An 18,308-nucleotide genomic window follows, 5' to 3' on the forward strand; every position below is an offset into this window, starting at 1 on the left:
ACCTATTCTAAAATATAATGTGAAGGAACAGACGATGAAATTTGCACTAAAAACGTTACTGGTTGCCACTTTAGCAGTCAGTGCGACTACCGCCGTTGCTCATAATCACGGCCATGATTCAGCATTAACACATGCAGTTAAAGCAACCGAACGTAGCACTGAACGCGATCAATACCGCCACCCAGTACAAACACTGGAATTTTTTGGTTTTAAACCAAGCATGACAGTGGTTGAAATTGCCCCTGGCGGTGGCTGGTACAGTGAAATTTTAGCACCAGCATTGAAAGATCACGGCACCTATTATGCTGCGCACTTCCCTGCTGATTCATCGGTTGGTTACTATCAACGTTCATTAGCAGGCTTTAAAAAGAAAGTCGTCGAAGATGAACGATTCAGTAAAGTAAAAATTACTGAGTTTGCCCCTTCAACACATTTAGACATTGCACCAGCTGGCAGTGCGGATATGGTGTTAACCTTTCGTAACGTTCATAACTGGTATATGAGCAAAGATAAAGACGCCGCAGCTAATGCCTTTAAGTCTTTTTACAAAGCACTTAAACCAGGTGGCACTTTAGGTGTGGTTGAGCATCGCCTACCTGAAACACAAGCTGATGAAATGCAAAAGTCATCAGGTTATATGAAGCAAAGCGTGGTAATCGAACTTGCTAAACAAGCAGGCTTTGAACTTACAGCAAGCAGTGACATAAATACAAATCCACTTGATACAGCCGATCACCCACAGGGTGTATGGACCCTTCCACCAAGCCTTAAACTTGGCGAGCAAGATGCCGCCAAATATAAAGCTATTGGTGAAAGTGACCGCATGACGCTGAAATTTACAAAACCGCTTTAAATAGGATAATCGCCATGAATGTATTAGTCATTGGCAGCGGCGGCCGCGAACACGCACTTGCGTTCAAAGCCGCTCAAAACACCAAAGTTAACACTGTATTTGTAGCCCCAGGTAATGCAGGTACTGCACTTGAGCCAAAGCTTGAGAATATTACCATTAACGTTGAAGACCTCGATGGGCTACTTAACTTTGCGCAAAACAACAATGTTGAGCTCACTATTGTTGGCCCTGAAGTACCATTAGTACTTGGTGTGGTAGATAAGTTCCGTGAACACGGCTTAGCTATTTTTGGCCCAACCGCTGGTGCCGCACAGTTAGAGGGCTCTAAATCGTTTACTAAAGACTTTTTAGCACGCCATAATATTCCAACTGCGGATTATCAAACATTTGAGCAAATCGACCCTGCCCTTGCCTATTTAAAAGAAAAAGGTGCACCGATTGTTATAAAAGCAGACGGTTTAGCGGCAGGTAAAGGCGTTATTGTTGCCATGGACGAGCGCGAAGCTGAAGCTGCTATTCGCGATATGCTAGCTGGTAACGCTTTTGGTGAAGCGGGCAGCCGCGTAGTCATTGAAGAGTTTTTAGAAGGCGAAGAAGCATCATTTATCGTGATGGTTGATGGTAAGAACGTACTCCCGTTTGCTACTAGCCAAGATCATAAACGTGCTTACAATGGCGATAAAGGTCCTAACACAGGCGGCATGGGTGCATACTCACCTGCACCTGTCGTGACTGACGAAATCCACCAACGCATTATGAACGAAGTGATCACTCCAACGGTAGAAGGCATGGCAAGTGAAGGCCATCCTTATACTGGCTTCCTCTATGCGGGTTTGATGATCGACAGCGACGGTACACCTAAAGTAATTGAATATAACTGTCGTTTTGGCGACCCTGAAACACAACCAATGATGTTACGCTTACAGTCAGATCTCGTTGAGTTGATTGAAGCTGCGAACCGTGTTGAGCTTGATAAAACCACCATTGAGTTTGACTCACGCGCAGCAGTCGGTGTGGTTTTGGCAGCGAAAGGCTACCCTGATAATTACCCAAAAGGTGATGCAATTAGTGGCCTGAAAGTAAACTACTCAGAAGGCGAAAAAGTCTTCCACGCGGGTACTAAGCAAAATGGCGACAACGTAGTGACTGCCGGTGGCCGAGTATTATGTGCAACGGCCCTAGGTAACACAGTGACCGAAGCGCAACAACGTGCCTATAAGCTAGTTGATGAAATTAGTTGGCAAGGCATGGAATACCGTACAGATATTGCTTATCGCGCTATTGCTCGGGAAAAATAGCTTATTGGTATAACTGTTACTATTTAAATAAAGCGCAGTTTATCTGCGCTTTATTTAGCGCAAAGCTACCACATAGCTCCATCAAAATCATTAACACTTACAGCATTTTTAGACAAACCTAATTTACGTACTTCAGAGCCCTTTGACACCATTCCATGGGAGCTAAAATCACAAAGCTATTGGCTACTGATGAAGTTAGACAATAGACACTACAGGGATCAGTAAACCCCCGATTAACTTATATAGTGAGAGTGTATTTTGCTATAAACAAGCTAATTAAGTAAGTAAAATTGCCACATGTTTAAGGATTACTGATAGAATCCTCTTTTTCACATCTTTAGGGGCGTAAAGATGCAAGGCACAATCAAAAAATTAAAATCATCGCTAACACAACCGATTCAGTATCATTTGCCTGTGGGTAATGAGTTGGTCGATCTTAATGCCTATATTGGCAAACAACTTACACTGACTTTTAATGGTGCCATTGTATGCTCTAGCTGTGGTAAAAAGACCAAAAAAAGCTACTCGCAAGGCCACTGTTTTGTATGTATGCGTAAGCTTGCTAGCTGCGATATGTGTATTATGAAACCTGAAACATGCCACTTTGATCAAGGTACTTGTCGTGAACCACAGTGGGGCGAAGAAAACTGTATGATCCCACATTATGTCTATCTTGCGAACACGTCAGGGCTGAAAGTGGGGATCACTCGTCACACACAAATTCCAACCCGCTGGATTGACCAAGGCGCGACGCAAGCACTACCAATATTCAAAGTCCAAACGCGCTTACAATCAGGGCTAGTTGAGGTTGCCTTAGCACAATTTATTGCCGATAAAACCAATTGGCGTAATATGCTCAAAGGACAAAGCGATGTCCTTGATTTAAAAGCTGCTGCGGCAGAACTTATCCCACAAATTGCCGATAAACTAAATGAACTTGCAGAGCTCTTTGGTGCTACAGCGATAGAACAACTTGATGAAGAAGTGGTTGAATTAGAGTTTCCAGTTGCTGCCTATCCAACCAAAATCAGTTCTTTCAACTTTGATAAAGAGCCCGTTGTAAGCGGTATTTTAAACGGCATTAAAGGTCAATACTTGATCTTTGATACTGGCGTTATCAACATTCGTAAATTTACTTCTTACGATATCACAGTAAGTTGATTTTAAAGTTGATCAAGTTCAAACTATTGCCGTTTTCGTCGGGTACTTTACAATTAGACCGAGTTCTTCCGCCAATGGAATAAACTGTGCAGCCGAGATTATGCCAACGAAAGAGTGCTTCAACACCTTTGATAGCTTTACTTCTTAAACACTGTTTCGGCTGAACATACAGTTCAAATTCATCATTTTAGAGCACATATTGAAATCGGCTCATCATTACGCTTTCCCAAAAGTCAGTGTCAACTGGCTAAGCTATTAATTATTAATAACATTATCCTTCCTTGTTGAATTAATGGTCTGGTTGTTGTGTGAAATAAAGCTACTATTTTGTTTCTGCAAACACTCTAATATGTTCTATGGCGCTTCGCCCTAGTGCAGATAAATTATATCCTCCTTCTAAAAAAGAGATAATCCCTTTACAACCAGTACTTTTTACCATGTTACACAGCTGTTGTGTCAACCAGGCATAATCAGCTTCAACGAACTTTAAGCTTGCCATATCATCTTCAAGGTGTGCATCAAACCCAGCACTGATAAATAATAAATCAGGTTTAAATTCACTAAGCTTTGGTAACCACTGCTGCAAGTAAACCTCTTTTAAATCATTACCATCACTTGCTATTGGCAAGGGTGAATTAACCAATGTATCGTTATTTTCAACAGCGGTATTTGGATAAAAAGGATGCTGAAATAGCGAGCAAAACAACACATTGTCATCATCGATAAAAATGTCTTGCGTGCCATTACCGTGATGAACATCAAAATCGACAATCGCAATGCGCTTTACGCCTTTACTTTGCGCGTACTTCACCGCAATTGCTAAGTTATTAAACACACAAAAGCCAGCAGAGGTTGTAGGGCTTGCATGATGCCCAGGAGGGCGTACCGAGCAAAATGCGGTATCTAAATTATCAGCCAGTATTTCATCGACGGCTAATAACCCTGCACCTACCGCCCGCTCAATTGCCAAAAATGACTCCGGGCATAACCAAGTGTCGCCATCAAGTGATACTAAACCTTGTTCAGGGAGGGTGTTTTCCACCAGCGATACAAGGGCCTCATCATGGGCTAATAAGTAATGCTCACGCAATGCTTTAGGCGCCTGTTTTTGCTGCACGGCAATATCCAAGCCACTGGCCAATAGACGATCGGTAATAGCATCTAAGCGTTCAGGACATTCAGGATGGTCCGCTATCATTTTGTGTTTACGGCAAAAAGGATGAGAAATAATCGCAGTACGCATAAATGCTCCAAATGAGTTAACGACTGTAACTATAACAAAGCCACCCTTAGGTGACTTTGCGACTTTGGTTTACTATTTAGCTTGCAAATGAAGATTTCTAAAATCAAAACTAAAATCGGTCACAGCAGTTGATACTGCACGCATTGTCGCTTCATTAACACGATTTTTAGGGCTCATATCAAAGCTAATATACGCATCGGCTTCGAGTAACTTTTCATCCCACTTGACAATAAATGTGTTGCCAGTGTAATGCTCAAGCTGCCCTTTTAAACGTTTGGTATGCGTGAAATCAATACGTAGCTTACCGTCTAGCTCCTCAATAATAACATCACCATACCAATCATCATGCAAAGTACCGGTGTAGCTAATATTTGGTAGCTGTGGTTGATAGTCTGCAGGAGCGTCCGGCTTAGCATTAGCATACGCTTTTTGCTTGCCTTCAAAGTGCTTTTTAGCCAACTCTGCTACCCAATCTTTATCTTCAAGTTCAAGGGCGTCTTCAAGCACTTCATGAGTAATCGCAGAGAGCGCACCAAATGCTTGCTGATTAGATAAAATAACAATCCCGAGGTTTTTCTCAGGCAATAGCGTCACCTGCGATACCATACCTAAAATACCACCACCATGGCCTAATTTTTTAATCCCATGGTAGTCTTCAATGCTCCAACCTAAACCATAACCTCTAAATTGCTGATGGTAAGCCTCATAAGCGCTTTTTGACGCCAATGAGGTAATATGTGGATGCCACATTTGCTCTTGTTGTTTTTCACTAAAGAGCTGCTCGCCATTTGGCATTTTACCATGGGCTAATTGTGTACGTAGCCATTGGCTCATATCATTCACACTAGATGCAATCGCGCCGGCACCACGAAAATCCTCTAGGTAATTAACGAAAAACGGGTGTAATTGACCATCCATTGGAATATGACCCGTTGCCCAGTTTTTATTACTTTTTGGAATACGCGAAAAACCGGCGCGTGAGTTATCCATGTGCAAAGGCTGAAGAATGTTTTTTTCGATATAATCATTCCAGCTCATACCTGAGACCCGCGCAACCACCTCGCCAGCGGTCACAAACATCAAGTTGTTATAAGCGTATGTGCTGCGAAAGCTACTAGCTGGTTTTAAATATTTAAGGCCTGCGAGAATTTCTTCGATTGATTTATCGGTGTCAGGCCAAATCATTAAATCCCCTTGGCCTAGCCCTAAACCACTGCGGTGACTTAATAAATCACGGATCGTCAGTTCGCGGGTTACATAAGGGTCGTATAAACGAAATTCAGGAAGATGATCAATTACCTTGTCATCCCAACTAAGCTTTTCTTCATCAACTAATTTTGCCAATGCAGCAACCGTAAATGCTTTAGTATTTGATGCAATACCAAATAAGGTATCTTTATTCACCTTACTACCTGTATTTAAGTTACTAACACCAAAGCCTTTAGCAAAAATAACCTTATCGTTTTCAACAATCGCCACGGCCATCCCCGGCACATCAAAGCGCGCCATTGAATTTTCAATCACTTGATTAATGTGCTTGGTATCAATGTCGGCGTAGCTATTAAATGCACAACCAGCTAAAAAAGTGGCGGCTATCGCGAGTTTCGTTAATTTCATAACAATCCTTGGGTTTTAGTTTTTATTTTTGATGTACAGCAAACTCAGTAGCTGCACGTACTGTATCGCTATCTTGGCAGGTTGGCCAAGACTTTATGGCATCACTGTACGCATTTGGCACAGCAGCTTCAAGCGCACCGCGATGAACGTGCTGCATATACCAATCGTAAGGCAGTATCTGCGCATCAGTGGTGTTGGCAATATAACAATGCGCCGCTACTTGTTGTCCATCAAGTAATGTTACTTGAATATCCACGCAGTCATAACGGGGCCCTTCGATGGCGTCTAAAATCGTTTTTTCTGCGTCATTGAGTTGATATACCACGCCATATACTTGCGCGTTCTTATCATTTGATGGGCGTACATTGCCTTTTCCTGAGCCATCAGTACTTACCATATCAAAGGTTAACTCGTAACCGGCTAGTATTGCCGTACCAATACGAGTAGCGTTTGGTAAACGCGCCAACAAACGACTCGACGACATATTTGAACCAAACGAAAAATTATATACAGCCATATTCACCTACTACAGATTTTTGTTAAAACAACACTTACACTACAATTCTTATTGCTAGAGCGATCAAAATCACGCCAATACCACGGTCAAACCAATAGCCACTTTTTTGAAAAAAACCGCGAACACTTGGCTTTGATAACACCAAGGATAGAAACGAAAACCACGCCCACGTTGCCAATGCCATATACAGCCCATAGCCTGCTTGCACAATTAATGGCGTTGATTGGCTGATCACTAAAGTAAACAACGACATAAAAAATAACGTAGCTTTTGGGTTTAACGCATTGGTTAAAAAGCCGCGACGAAATGCAATCCAACTGGATTCAACACCTTGAGATTGAAGAACAATTTCTTGCTGCGCTGGCGCCGGTTTAGCACTTCTAAGCGCTTGCACACCAATGTAGGCCAAGTATGCACCCGCTAAATATTTTAATACCATAAATACGTTTGGTGATTGCGTTAATAAAACTGCAACCCCAAGCAAGCAGTAACTAACATGTAATAAAATAGCCAAGCCTACCCCAAAGCTGGTCCACAATGCATTACGACGCCCCTGCTGAACACTTTGTTTAAGCACAATGGTAAAATCTGGGCCGGGGCTTGCTACAGCAAAAAAATGCGCCAGTGCAATCAATAAAAACTCATCTAAATAAGCCACGCATTACCCCACTTTTTTATCATCAAGCGCTAACAACAACGGATTAGCAGCACTATTAACTAAAGCTTTAATTTCTTTTTGCGCCTTTTTAAATTGACTGCGTAAGTGCGGCTTTAAATGCTTTTTAGAATCTTTATCGCCTTTAAAGTGGCAAATAAGGGCATGCATAAATAAGGTTTGCGGTTCACTAAGTGCAGCTTGCCTATTCGCATAGGGGTTGTAACACGAGCCACAGCCCCCTTTAAACTGATACACCGTATTGCTCATCATTACCCCAAAACCTAAAAAACATGCCACAGCATCGGCGGCCTGTGGTAAAAACTCTTCACCGCCTGGTGGTAACACGCCCACATGATGGATCATAATTGTCGCTAAAGTACCGGCAAAGCTGGCCACTAAATCTTGTGGCTGATTAATTTGATTTGGATTAAATGACACATTAACCGTATGGCTTGGCGGCACAATTAATTGGCTGTTATCACCACGTAACTGATTACTAAAAGCAAAATGAGGAAATACTTGCGGCTGCAATTGCTGTGGAGCCACCAGCGTAATTGGCCAAGCTTGCAGCCCCGCATAGCCAACCACTCGCTCAAACACTTTACTGGCCATTTCTTCAATGCTTGAAACTGCATCGGGAAAGCATTGGTGGTTTGGCAAAACTAATTGCGAGTTATTAATAAAATAGTCGCTGTCAAAATTTTCCACCGCCCATACAAAAGTATCAATCAGCCATTGCTGCTCTTGTTCATCTAATAAAGGTTTGCTTTTAAATAACGCTAACATAGTTTGCTCTTATTCTTGCTCTTGTGCCCATGCCCATGCTTGGGTGTTATACAATGGCACAGTAGATAACGCATGATGATGACTGCCTGTTGACTCTTTAGTTGAGTACGACAGATATAACAGAGTTCGCGTTTGCGCATCATAAATTCGACGCACTTTTAATGATTTAAATAAAATACTTTTTGATGATTTAAATACCACCTCACCCGACTTACTACGATCAATCGCTTGTAATTGGTCGCCAGTAATTGGCCCTGTTTGGCGACACGAAATAGACATATCAGACGGATCAGCAAAATCTAAATTCGCTTCGATATGGCTAATATGACAGGTTACGCCTTTGACGAGTGGATCTTGTTGCGAGTTAACTTTAATATCTTTAGTGGTAAATAATCCCAAGCTAACTGATGCAACATCGTCAGAGCAGCCCGCTAAGGTGATTAATAAACCTGCCAATACGCCTATCATTATAGGTTTCATATATTACTTGCTCCATGTAGAGGTAAACGATTCGTGGCTTACATTTAATATTCAGCTATGTTTCAATACTAACTTAAATTAATCACAACAACGAGCACCGACACCATGAAAAAGTATTTATTTTACTGTGCCTACTGTTAGTAAGTCAGAGCGCGTTAGCTGATTATTCACTGAGTCTTTATACTGGCTTGCAACAATCGTTAATAATGCCAGTAACGTTTCATATACATCACCAACAAACGAAAACAAGCAATGCTATGGCATTTTGATGGATAGTAAAGAAGGTTTTATCCATATTGGCGCACACATTATGCAAGGGCGTACGATTAAACAAAAGCAACAACTTAGCGATCAGTTGTTCGACTGTTTAAAAATATAATGCCGAGAATCAGACAGATTAAGTGTTAACGTTCACGATATGGAACACGAAATTTACCGAAAGTGTTAAACAGCCTCTAGGGTAGATATTCAGCTTTAATACGCTTAATATCAATTTGTGGTGATTTATACGAGGTATACACTAACCAGCCTATATTTTCGATATAGGTCAAACCTGAGCTGCGGCTAAATGCACGCTCAGGTAAACGCATCAAATCATGCTGACTTTGCGTAGAAAAATCATAATAACTCAAACGGTAATCGTCCCGTTCTACATTGAAGTAATATACTCTTGATAACGTCTGAGTTGCTCCCTCGACATAGTACCAAGATGAATGATTAGACAAATTAATAGATTCAACAAGTAATTGCGCATGGCCACTATCAGGGCGTTTTATCCATAATTGTTTGGCTGCAATATCTGCAAAAATTAACGCTCCATGCTTATCCTCATACGCATACATTGTTGATTGCTCAATCGCTTTACCTAAATTATCGCCATTGAGATTAAACCGGTATAACTCATTATTATTTGAGATCAATATAGTCTTACTATCCGGCGCCCAGCTTGGTTTGCCATGATAATTAAGGCCTGTATTTAATTGGCTGCTAGTTTGTGAGTTAAAATCATAAATTCGAAGACTATTAACTTCATTTTTAGATACGACAAACGCTATATAACGTCCATCAGGTGACCAAACAGGACTATAAATAGTGGCATTTAACTGAGTTAGTTTCTTGCGTTGCGTGCCATCCTTATTAGCAATCCACAACTCCATCGAGCCTGATTCATTTGACACAAATACCAATTTATTTTTAGTAGCACTGTAGTCAGGAAAACGCGTATTAAAATGTGTAGATAAAACAGGAAATGGAGAGCTCGCCAGCACATTATTTGTTTCAACTCGCATCAGCGTAGAGTCGATATCCCATTGGTGAAAATACAAACTGCCGTCTTGGCTATATTCTGGATAACTTAATCCGTCAATGTGCGCATCAACTAAACGCCCAGTTGCTAATTCATAAAAATAACCATGCCGCTTACCTTGATCAACCCCAGAAAAAACCAACAAATTTTTACTTGGGTGCCAATCCACACCACGAATATCAACAAATCCCGAGGTCAATTGCTTAGCACTGCCAGTAGCAATTTCAACTAAAAATAGCTCTTCATAGCCGGAGGCTAAATTTCGCGATACCACGAGCTGTTTACCATCCGGCGAAAATACCACTGATTCATCATTAAAATCACAGTTCCCAGAGCAAGGCACTCGTGTTATTGCTAACTCTCTTGATTTAAGATCAACAATATTTAGCTGTGTTTGCGTGTGATCATTTTTGTCATCACTGATAAATACCAGCTGATTACCTGCGGCGTTAATATCAAGATCGGTACTTCGGCCTTGACCGCATGTTGCCAACACCCTTGTTGCTGCTGTCGTTATATTTTGTTTAACTATTACACACTGCCTTTGCTCATCTCGCCGATAATAAAATATATTATTTAAATCAGGACTAAATACAGCACGTCCCTCAAGAAATGAGCTCTCAGTTAAGGCTATAGCAGCTTGTTCAGGTGAAAATAAATCTCGAATATAAAGGTTTGCTTGCTGTCCAGGGCGACGCCAGGAGTAAACAATAAAATGACTGTCGTTTGAAATTGCCGGATATAACTCCCGACCAGGGCTCGTGGTAATGGTTTCAACATGTTCAGATAAAGGTGTGAACTTGAACGGCTCAGGGCTCTGAATTTGCCGCTTAAAATTAAAAAACGCAATACATACCATAACGATAGTTATCATTACTGCAATTTTAACTCTACTAAAAAGTACTTGTTTACTCTTTTTTATTGGCGTTAACTGTGGCTTTACTTCTGATTTTGGCTTTTGAGTATCTAAAAATACTGGTTGCTGTGCCAAGCGATAGCCTGTTTTACGAACTGTAGCAATATAGGCATGAGCAGGGTCTAGTTCTTTAAAGGTTTTACGCAAATGCCAGATTGCATTGGTCAGTGCTTTTTCACCGACAAATTGATTACCATCCCAGACACCATCGATTAGATCTTCACGAGTAACAAGTTCTGGATAACGCATAACAAGAAAACACAGCAACTCGATAAATTTAGGTTGCAATACACATTCACTCTCACCACATAACAGCTTATTTTCAATTGTATTAACTTCGCACTGCCCTAAGGAAAATGACTGGTTAGTTTTCATAAAAAACGTATTTACACCTTATATTTAGAAGTCTAGAAGGTTAACCTTTTATTGCCTCAAAAAGCAAAATAACGCGATAGACAACATAATTACAATTTACCAAGCATTCGACAAAATAAATTCAACCATATGATAGTAAAGGAATAGATATAAAATAGATGTAAAATAGGGATATAAACGAGATACCTTTCATTGTGTTTTTGTTCACGATTATTTAAAACAAATCACGAATATACCCCATTCGTTAATGCATTAGTTGTTGTACTTTGAACTGCCCTTCAAAGATTACTAATACATTAGCTTTATCAAGATTCAATATGTAAGGGAAATCTGTGAGCAGTATATTAACAAAAAAATGCGCATTAACACTGGCGATCACAGCAAGCTTTTCAGGCCAATTAATTGCAAATGATAAACAAATTGAACGTCAATTAACACCAAATAAAACAACGATAAAAGAAGGAAAACAAGAAGCCCCTGAAAAAATAGTGGTGACTGGCTCTCGCTTAAAGCGTGATAGTTTTTCTGTTGCCACACCACTAGTGACCATGGATCGCACAGCGATTCAAGACACTGGTTTAGGTAACTTATCTGACGTTCTTGTTGATAACATGCCTGCACTTAGCCAAAGTATAGGTAACAATACTAGTCAATCGAGCATTTCTGGCACTGGCCTTTCAACCGTTCAATTACGTGATTTAGGCGCTAATCGTACCCTTACTCTTATTGATGGTCGCCGCGTAGTGTCAAATAGCTACGGCGGTAACTATGTAAGCTTAAATACCATTCCAAGCGGCATGGTTGAACGCGTTGAAATCATCAGTGGTGGCGCATCTGCAACGTATGGAGCCGATGCAGTCGCTGGGGTCGTCAATATAATTACCCAATCAAAAAAAGAAGGCTTTGATTTTCAGGCTCGTGGTGGCCAAACCACCGACGGTGGCGGCAAAGAGTTTACGCTTGATTTAAACTACGGCGATTCATTTGCTAATAATAAAGGGTATGTGTTTTTTAGTGCCAACTGGGACCGCGATTTTGGCATTAGTTACTATGATCGCGATCGGGCAAAAATAGAAGCCGCACATAGCTATAATAACACTCTTATGTGCAATCAAATGATGACCGCAAGTGGCTCTAAATGTATGCGTGACATTACTCAAGCTGATTGGGTAAGTAAAAGTGATGGCACCTTAGGCGGGGTTTTTCTAGAAAACAATAACAACGACACGCAATTTTGGTATGACGGTCAAACACTGCGTGATGACTGGAAAGGCAATGAAGAAATATACGGTATTAACTCAAATCAGTACGTAATGCTGGATGTACCAAGTGATAACCTGTCAACAGCCGTAAAAATCGATTTTGATATCAGCGACGACATCATGAGTTACTTCCAACTGCAATATAGTAAAAGTGGCTCATTCAACAGTAAGTCACCTGAAGATGAATATGAGGGTGCATTCGTACCGCGTTATGATGCTGTAACAGGCGATCCAATCGCAGATATCGCACCAGGCTACATTCCAATTAATAACCCGTATGTGCCACAACAAATCTTAGACGCAAACCCATACAAAGACCGTATTTATTGGGATCGTCGTTTTGGCGAAGTCGGTAATATCAGTACTGATAATGACCGTACCACTATCCGGACATGGGCAGGCCTACAAGGTACTATGTTTAATCATCAATGGGATTGGGATGTATCAGCCGGCTATGGGCAATTTAAACAGCATCAAATCCGTAATAATGAACTGAATGTAATAAAGTTAAATCAAGCATTACAAGCAGAGAAACTTGCTGATGGCACTATTCAATGTATAGATGAAGCAGCCCGTGCAGCAGGCTGTGTACCAATCAACCTATTTGGTGAAGGCTCAATTACGCCAGATATGGCCGATTGGATCCGTAGCAACCCGATTATTGATACAAAAATTCAGCAATATACAGTGATGGGTTATATCACTGGTGATTTATTTGAATTACCAGCAGGGAGTGTTTCTGCGGTATTTGGTGGCGAATATCGTAAAGATAGCCAAAGCTTAGATACCAGTGAAGACATGAAAGTTGGCGGTATTACGTTTAACGTTGTTCCTTCATTTTATGGTGAAGTTGAAGTCTATGAAGCCTTTGCAGAATTGGCGATCCCACTACTAAAAGATGCCCCACTTGCAAAAGGCTTATCCGCTGAAACCTCGTTACGCTTAGCTAATTACAGCATGGAAAACGTCAATACTGTAGCCAGCTATAAACTAGGTTTACTATGGCAGCCAGTTGATGGCTACATGGTACGCGCAAATTATGCTCGCGCACAGCGTGCTCCAACGATTACCGAATTGATGTCTCCACCGCGTGGCGATTTCGACTCATATGATGATATTTGTGATGGCTTAACGGCGACCTCAACTAAGCCAGGTCATGATAATTGTCGTTTAGAGCCAACTCTTGCTAAGCAGCTAGCTGAGGATCCTAACTTTAAATTCGACAGCGAAGATAACAATTACTCTCCAGGTACAGGTAACCCTAACCTTAAAGAAGAAACGGCCGATACCTATACCTTTGGTGTAACACTATCCCCGGAGTTTTTCCGTGGTTTTAATCTCGCCATCGATTACTACGATATTGCCATTATTGATGCGATTGATGAGATCAGTAACGAAAATATTATGAATGAATGTTACGATTCTGAAGCAGCTTGGGGTAGCAATAATGAGTTCTGTAATGATATCACCCGAAATAACGAAGGTAACATCATCAAAATTCTCCAACGTGAATATAATTTAGATGAGCTGACAGCCCGTGGTTATGATGTAGTCGCGACTTATGATTTTGATATTGGTAGTTATGGCGATGTATCTTTAAAGCTTGACTACAATCACGTTATTGAAAACTCACAAACCTATGAAGGTTTAGATGGCAATAACGTAGTTACTCATTATGCTGGATATGGTCGCAGTAAAGACAAAGCCGCGATGTCAATTGCATGGAGTTTGGATGACTTGCGTATTCGTTGGCGTACCAACTTCTTGGGCTCTTTTAAAGCCGATCAACAAGATGAAAAAGATTACCTGAAGGCCGTGTTAGAAAACAATGAAAACTGTGCCACTGCAAGTGCAGACTGTATTACCAATCCAGAGCCTCTGGCTTATCAAGACTACGGATCATATATAAAGCATAGTTTATCAGCTTCTTACACTATGGCCTTAACTTCAAACAGCGACTTACGCGTGTTTGCTGGAATTAATAATATATTTGATAATAAAGGCGCATTCTACCCAAGTGGCAACGGTAATTATTACAGTGGATATGGCGGTGGTACTGGTCGTTATATGTACTTAGGTGCACAATATAGTTTTTAAATGATAGCGTCTAAAATTTATTGCTAACGAAGCATTAGTGCTTCACTAGCTTTATAACTACTAGGTTGTTGTCAAAGGTACGTATCGCAAGAACGTACCTTTTTATTTAAACCTAAAACCAGTTTTGCATTTCTATTAATCTTGACTCGGTGCGTGCGTATTCAAATGCCAGCTTTTTACCTTGATATAAATCAGCAATGCCAACCTCGCCACTCAATATCAATAACTTGCCACGGTCGTAAAATTCATCCACTAAGGCAATAAAGCGTCGCGCTTCATCGTCTAGTGTATGTTCTTGTAAATCTTGTTTTCACGCTGATAACTATCTTCAATACCATGCACTATTTGCTTACCTGTTGCCGCAGCGCCCATTACTGGCACATTACAGATATATACACGCTGATAGTACTTTGCTAAATGAATATAATCAGCGGTGCTACGCGGGCCTGAGCACAATGCCATAAAATCAAACATAATGGCATTATTGCTGAGCCTTAAACACGCTAGTTTACGCCCGTAAATAGTAATATCAGTTGCTGTTTGTAAGTTATCTGCAAAAGCCAAAAAATCAGCATCCAGTTCAGAGTTAGCCGAGCTGTTAAAATAATGAGTCGCGTGCTTTCCAAAACGAAATCGGTGGTCAACAGAGCCTGTGACATTAATAATATGACAATGCGCTTTAATTAACGCTATGGTGGGTAAAAAGCGCGCTCGCTGCAAGCCGTTATAATAAAGCTGCTCAGGTTGACAATTTGACGTAGCAACCAAAACGATGCCTTTGGCAAACAAGGCTTTAAATAACCCTGCCATGATCATAGCATCGCCAATATCAGAGACAAAAAACTCATCAAAGCAAATTAATTTAAGCGTTTCTGACCACTCACTGGCTATTTTATCTAGCGGATTTTTAACCCCTTGCAACTGCCCTAAGCGAGTATGTACTTGAGCAATAAAATGATGGAAGTGTAAACGTGTTTTTTGTTTAATAGCTACAGTCTCAAAAAACAAATCCATTAGCATCGATTTACCCCGTCCAACAGGCCCATACAAATAAATGCCCTGCAAAGATACCGATTTTTGCCACCAATGATACGGTTTATCAATAGCGATTGCGAGATTGTCTAGTGCATTCACCGCTGCTAATTGGGCATCATCAAATTGCAATTTACCGATGGCTATTTGCTGTTGATAATATGCTAATATTTGTCCGCTATGTACTGTCATGCGTTATCACGATCCGTTATACTCGCCGCCATTGTAGTCGACTAGCAGTGTGAACCCAATGAAATTCCCTTGCCGCCTAGATAAATTTATTAGCCATCTAGCAGAAACGCCACGCACCAAAGCGAGGGCAGGAATAAAGCGTAAAGATGCCAGCGTAAATGGCGAGGTGATCAGCGCTTATGATCATCCAATCACAGCAACAGATGACGTATTGTGGCAAGGTAAGCCGCTAGTTTTTCTAGGTAAACGCTATTATATGCTGAATAAACCGGTCGGTTATGTATGCGCCAACAGTGACGAGTTACACCCAACGGTATTTGATTTACTCGATGAACCTAACATGAGTGATTTTCATGTTGCAGGTCGGCTTGATCTCGATACGACTGGACTTGTGCTCATTACCAATGATGGCGATTGGTCACATAAAATTACCTCCCCAAAACATAACAAATTCAAGACTTACCTGATTGAAACGCAAGAACCTCTAACGGATGATGCGCTGGAAAAACTTCGCCAAGGGGTGCAATTACGTAACGAAAAAGAGCTAACCAGACCAGCAATTGCAGAGCAACTTGCCACATATTGTTTACGTTTATCAATTTGTGAAGGTAAATACCATCAAGTTAAACGTATGCTCGCCGCAGTCGGTAATAAGGTAGTTGAATTACATAGAGAAAAAGTAGCAAATATCGAGCTTGATGAGACCCTTGCCAGCGGAGAATATCGACTTTTAAGCGCAGCAGAAATCTCACTTTAAATTACCTACAATAGAAACTTGAGTAAAAGTCACGTCTAATTCCGTTATTACTGTTAATTAAAACTAACATCTAGCCGACAAACATGGTAGAAATCGTAGTCATAACAATAATAAGGGGCTCAATGTGCTGTCAGGTTTAGCATTAAGAACTAAAATAATCTTGTTCGCTGGAGCGATGTTTATAGCACTCAATGCTATAGCATTACTGGGCTTACAATCTCTTCATCACGCTAGTGAAAACGATAATATTGCCCGTATTAATCAACTCATGAAAAGCACGACAAATATTGTCGAGCAATTTGAGTTACTTGCTAAAAATGGGCAACTAACCGAGCAACAAGCGCGTGAATTTGCCACGCAAATATTGCGTGAAAACAAATACCACGACAGTGAATATGTCTACGTAGTGAATGATAAACTCAACTTTATTGCTACACCGCACGATCCGCAGTTACACAACACCAGCTTTAATGATTTCAAAGATGCCAGCGGTAACAGTATTGGTCGTATGGTTGAACAATTAGTCGGAAATCAAACCAATAAAATTATTACTTATCATTGGGATTCGGTCCGCGATGGTGAAACCGTTGACCTAACCTCTGTGGTACAAAAAACTCCTTACTTTGGTTGGTATGTTGGCACTGGGATCAGCGAAAAAGAAGTCGATGAACGTTACTGGAATACCGCTAAGTGGTTAGTAGGTTTGTCACTACTTATTGCCCTTGCTTTAACTGCTGCAATTGCGCGTTTTGGCATTTCACTCAGTAACGCATTAGGCGGTGAAGTCACTGAGGTAATTGGTATTGTTAAGCAAGTTTCTCGTGGTAAATTAAATTCACATATTCGCACTGACGCCCAACCTGAAAGCATAATTGCTGCCATGCACTATATGCAACAAGGGCTGCGGGGTGTAGTTGGCAGCATTAAAGGTGTTACTGATAGTCTAAAAAATCAGAGTTTAGATAACGAATCCCGCTCAACTGAGCTTGATAAACTGACGCGTAGCCTAAATGAAGAAACTCACATGGTCGCATCAGCGATCACTGAGTTAACAGCCTCTGCGCAAACAGTGGTTGAGCATGCCGAGCAAGCCGCTTTTTCAGTACAAAAAGCAGAAAGCCAAGGGCAAAATGCTAGCCATTTAACTGCAGAGGCAGCAAATACCATTGCTCTTTTAGAGCAACAAATTGACAGCGCTGGTAATAACATCCAACTCCTTGATGATGAAGTAAATAATATTGCAAATGTGCTTACTGTTATTCAAAGTATTGCCGAGCAAACTAACCTGTTAGCACTCAATGCAGCCATTGAAGCAGCCCGTGCTGGTGAACAAGGAAGAGGCTTTGCGGTCGTTGCGGATGAAGTACGTCAACTAGCGCAGCGCACGCAAACCAGCACAGAAGAAATTCGTACTATGATCGGTAAATTACAATCCGCCACTAAAGATGCAAAAACTTCAGTTAATTTAAGTATTGCCACCAGTGAGCAAACCGTAGCGAAATCTAAAGATGCCAGTGAAGAGTTGCAGCGTGTTGCTGCATCTTTGAGTGCCATCGCACAAATGAGCCATCAAATAGCCATTGCAGCTAAAGAGCAGCTCAATGCAGGGGAAGACACAGCAAGACGCATTGTGACCATATCAGACACGGCCTCACAGACCGCAGACCTATCACATCAAGCCCATGCTGCAACGGACTTAATCAAAGGGCTGACTAGCGATTTAGAGGCCGAAACAGACAAGTTTAGCTCTGAATGATA

Annotated in this window: 14 protein-coding genes and 2 pseudogenes; 6 read left to right on the forward strand and 10 right to left on the reverse strand. The window is 41.1% G+C overall.

Features of this window, described 5'->3' with window-relative positions; translation table 11 throughout:
- Positions 1-34 precede the first annotated feature (34 nt).
- The 3 genes from HHO47_RS12100 to HHO47_RS12110 all read left to right on the forward strand — a co-directional run bounded on the left by HHO47_RS12100 (position 35) and on the right by HHO47_RS12110 (position 3,312).
- The gene (locus HHO47_RS12100; RefSeq protein ID WP_169020517.1) at positions 35-853 is read left to right on the forward strand and encodes a class I SAM-dependent methyltransferase; all 819 of its coding nucleotides are present in this window, start codon (positions 35-37) and stop codon (positions 851-853) included.
- 14 nt (positions 854-867) lie between these two features.
- On the forward strand, positions 868-2,151 hold the full coding sequence (gene purD, locus HHO47_RS12105) for a phosphoribosylamine--glycine ligase (RefSeq protein ID WP_169020518.1): 1,284 nt from the start codon (positions 868-870) through the stop codon (positions 2,149-2,151).
- A 351-nt stretch (positions 2,152-2,502) separates the two neighbouring features.
- Positions 2,503-3,312, forward strand: coding sequence for a DUF2797 domain-containing protein (locus HHO47_RS12110; RefSeq protein ID WP_169020519.1), 810 nt, complete (start codon positions 2,503-2,505; stop codon positions 3,310-3,312).
- Between the two features lie 45 nt (positions 3,313-3,357).
- On the opposite strand, the pseudogene HHO47_RS19395 reads toward HHO47_RS12110, so the two are convergent.
- From HHO47_RS19395 to HHO47_RS12155, 9 genes and pseudogenes are all read right to left on the reverse strand, one after another.
- A pseudogene (locus HHO47_RS19395) lies at positions 3,358-3,529 on the reverse strand (EAL domain-containing protein); the annotation flags it as partial.
- A gap of 105 nt (positions 3,530-3,634) precedes the next feature.
- A complete protein-coding gene (locus HHO47_RS12120; RefSeq protein WP_169020520.1) occupies positions 3,635-4,555 on the reverse strand; it encodes a histone deacetylase family protein in 921 nt (306 codons plus the stop codon).
- 72 nt (positions 4,556-4,627) lie between these two features.
- Positions 4,628-6,172: a serine hydrolase gene (locus HHO47_RS12125; RefSeq protein WP_169020521.1), complete on the reverse strand. Its 1,545-nt coding sequence runs from the start codon at positions 6,170-6,172 to the stop codon at positions 4,628-4,630.
- 22 nt (positions 6,173-6,194) lie between these two features.
- Positions 6,195-6,689: a gamma-glutamylcyclotransferase family protein gene (locus HHO47_RS12130; protein ID WP_169020522.1), complete on the reverse strand. Its 495-nt coding sequence runs from the start codon at positions 6,687-6,689 to the stop codon at positions 6,195-6,197.
- Positions 6,690-6,723: 34 nt separating this feature from the next.
- Positions 6,724-7,347: a LysE family transporter gene (locus HHO47_RS12135; RefSeq protein WP_169020523.1), complete on the reverse strand. Its 624-nt coding sequence runs from the start codon at positions 7,345-7,347 to the stop codon at positions 6,724-6,726.
- Positions 7,348-7,350: 3 nt separating this feature from the next.
- Positions 7,351-8,133, reverse strand: a complete 783-nt coding sequence (locus tag HHO47_RS12140; protein WP_169020524.1) for a hypothetical protein — start codon at positions 8,131-8,133, stop codon at positions 7,351-7,353.
- Between the two features lie 9 nt (positions 8,134-8,142).
- Positions 8,143-8,613: a CreA family protein gene (locus HHO47_RS12145; RefSeq protein ID WP_169020525.1), complete on the reverse strand. Its 471-nt coding sequence runs from the start codon at positions 8,611-8,613 to the stop codon at positions 8,143-8,145.
- A 117-nt stretch (positions 8,614-8,730) separates the two neighbouring features.
- The gene (locus HHO47_RS19575; RefSeq protein ID WP_282435318.1) at positions 8,731-8,862 is read right to left on the reverse strand and encodes a hypothetical protein; all 132 of its coding nucleotides are present in this window, start codon (positions 8,860-8,862) and stop codon (positions 8,731-8,733) included.
- Between the two features lie 206 nt (positions 8,863-9,068).
- Positions 9,069-11,210, reverse strand: a complete 2,142-nt coding sequence (locus HHO47_RS12155) for a winged helix-turn-helix domain-containing protein (RefSeq protein WP_169020526.1) — start codon at positions 11,208-11,210, stop codon at positions 9,069-9,071.
- 332 nt (positions 11,211-11,542) lie between these two features.
- Here HHO47_RS12155 and HHO47_RS12160 point away from each other — a divergent pair, with 332 nt between their 5' ends.
- Positions 11,543-14,569 (forward strand): TonB-dependent receptor domain-containing protein, encoded by a 3,027-nt coding sequence (locus HHO47_RS12160; RefSeq protein WP_169020527.1) that lies wholly within the window; start codon positions 11,543-11,545, stop codon positions 14,567-14,569.
- 112 nt (positions 14,570-14,681) lie between these two features.
- Here HHO47_RS12160 and zapE read toward each other — a convergent pair.
- Positions 14,682-15,793: pseudogene (gene zapE, locus HHO47_RS12165) on the reverse strand (cell division protein ZapE).
- A 58-nt stretch (positions 15,794-15,851) separates the two neighbouring features.
- On the opposite strand from zapE, the gene rsuA reads away from it, so the two are divergent.
- Together rsuA and HHO47_RS12175 are read left to right on the forward strand one after the other, a co-directional pair.
- Complete coding sequence (gene rsuA, locus HHO47_RS12170; protein WP_169020528.1) at positions 15,852-16,550, forward strand: 16S rRNA pseudouridine(516) synthase RsuA; 699 nt, start codon at positions 15,852-15,854, stop codon at positions 16,548-16,550.
- A gap of 124 nt (positions 16,551-16,674) precedes the next feature.
- On the forward strand, positions 16,675-18,306 hold the full coding sequence (locus HHO47_RS12175; RefSeq protein WP_432651934.1) for a methyl-accepting chemotaxis protein: 1,632 nt from the start codon (positions 16,675-16,677) through the stop codon (positions 18,304-18,306).
- Positions 18,307-18,308: the final 2 nt, after the last annotated feature.

This window comes from Pseudoalteromonas arctica (assembly GCF_012927645.1).
GTDB lineage: Bacteria > Pseudomonadota > Gammaproteobacteria > Enterobacterales > Alteromonadaceae > Pseudoalteromonas > Pseudoalteromonas arctica_A.

What these genes read in the sequence shown, in the direction of transcription:
- HHO47_RS12125 (WP_169020521.1), bottom strand. Translation starts at nt 6,172, where the DNA reads ATGAAATTAACGAAACTCGCGATAGCCGCCACTTTTTTAGCTGGTTGT.
- HHO47_RS12145 (WP_169020525.1), bottom strand. Translation starts at nt 8,613, where the DNA reads ATGAAACCTATAATGATAGGCGTATTGGCAGGTTTATTAATCACCTTA.
- rsuA (WP_169020528.1), top strand. Translation starts at nt 15,852, where the DNA reads ATGAAATTCCCTTGCCGCCTAGATAAATTTATTAGCCATCTAGCAGAA.
- HHO47_RS12120 (WP_169020520.1), bottom strand. Translation starts at nt 4,555, where the DNA reads ATGCGTACTGCGATTATTTCTCATCCTTTTTGCCGTAAACACAAAATG.
- HHO47_RS12130 (WP_169020522.1), bottom strand. Translation starts at nt 6,689, where the DNA reads ATGGCTGTATATAATTTTTCGTTTGGTTCAAATATGTCGTCGAGTCGT.
- HHO47_RS12100 (WP_169020517.1), top strand. Translation starts at nt 35, where the DNA reads ATGAAATTTGCACTAAAAACGTTACTGGTTGCCACTTTAGCAGTCAGT.
- purD (WP_169020518.1), top strand. Translation starts at nt 868, where the DNA reads ATGAATGTATTAGTCATTGGCAGCGGCGGCCGCGAACACGCACTTGCG.
- HHO47_RS12140 (WP_169020524.1), bottom strand. Translation starts at nt 8,133, where the DNA reads ATGTTAGCGTTATTTAAAAGCAAACCTTTATTAGATGAACAAGAGCAG.
- HHO47_RS12155 (WP_169020526.1), bottom strand. Translation starts at nt 11,210, where the DNA reads ATGAAAACTAACCAGTCATTTTCCTTAGGGCAGTGCGAAGTTAATACA.
- HHO47_RS12110 (WP_169020519.1), top strand. Translation starts at nt 2,503, where the DNA reads ATGCAAGGCACAATCAAAAAATTAAAATCATCGCTAACACAACCGATT.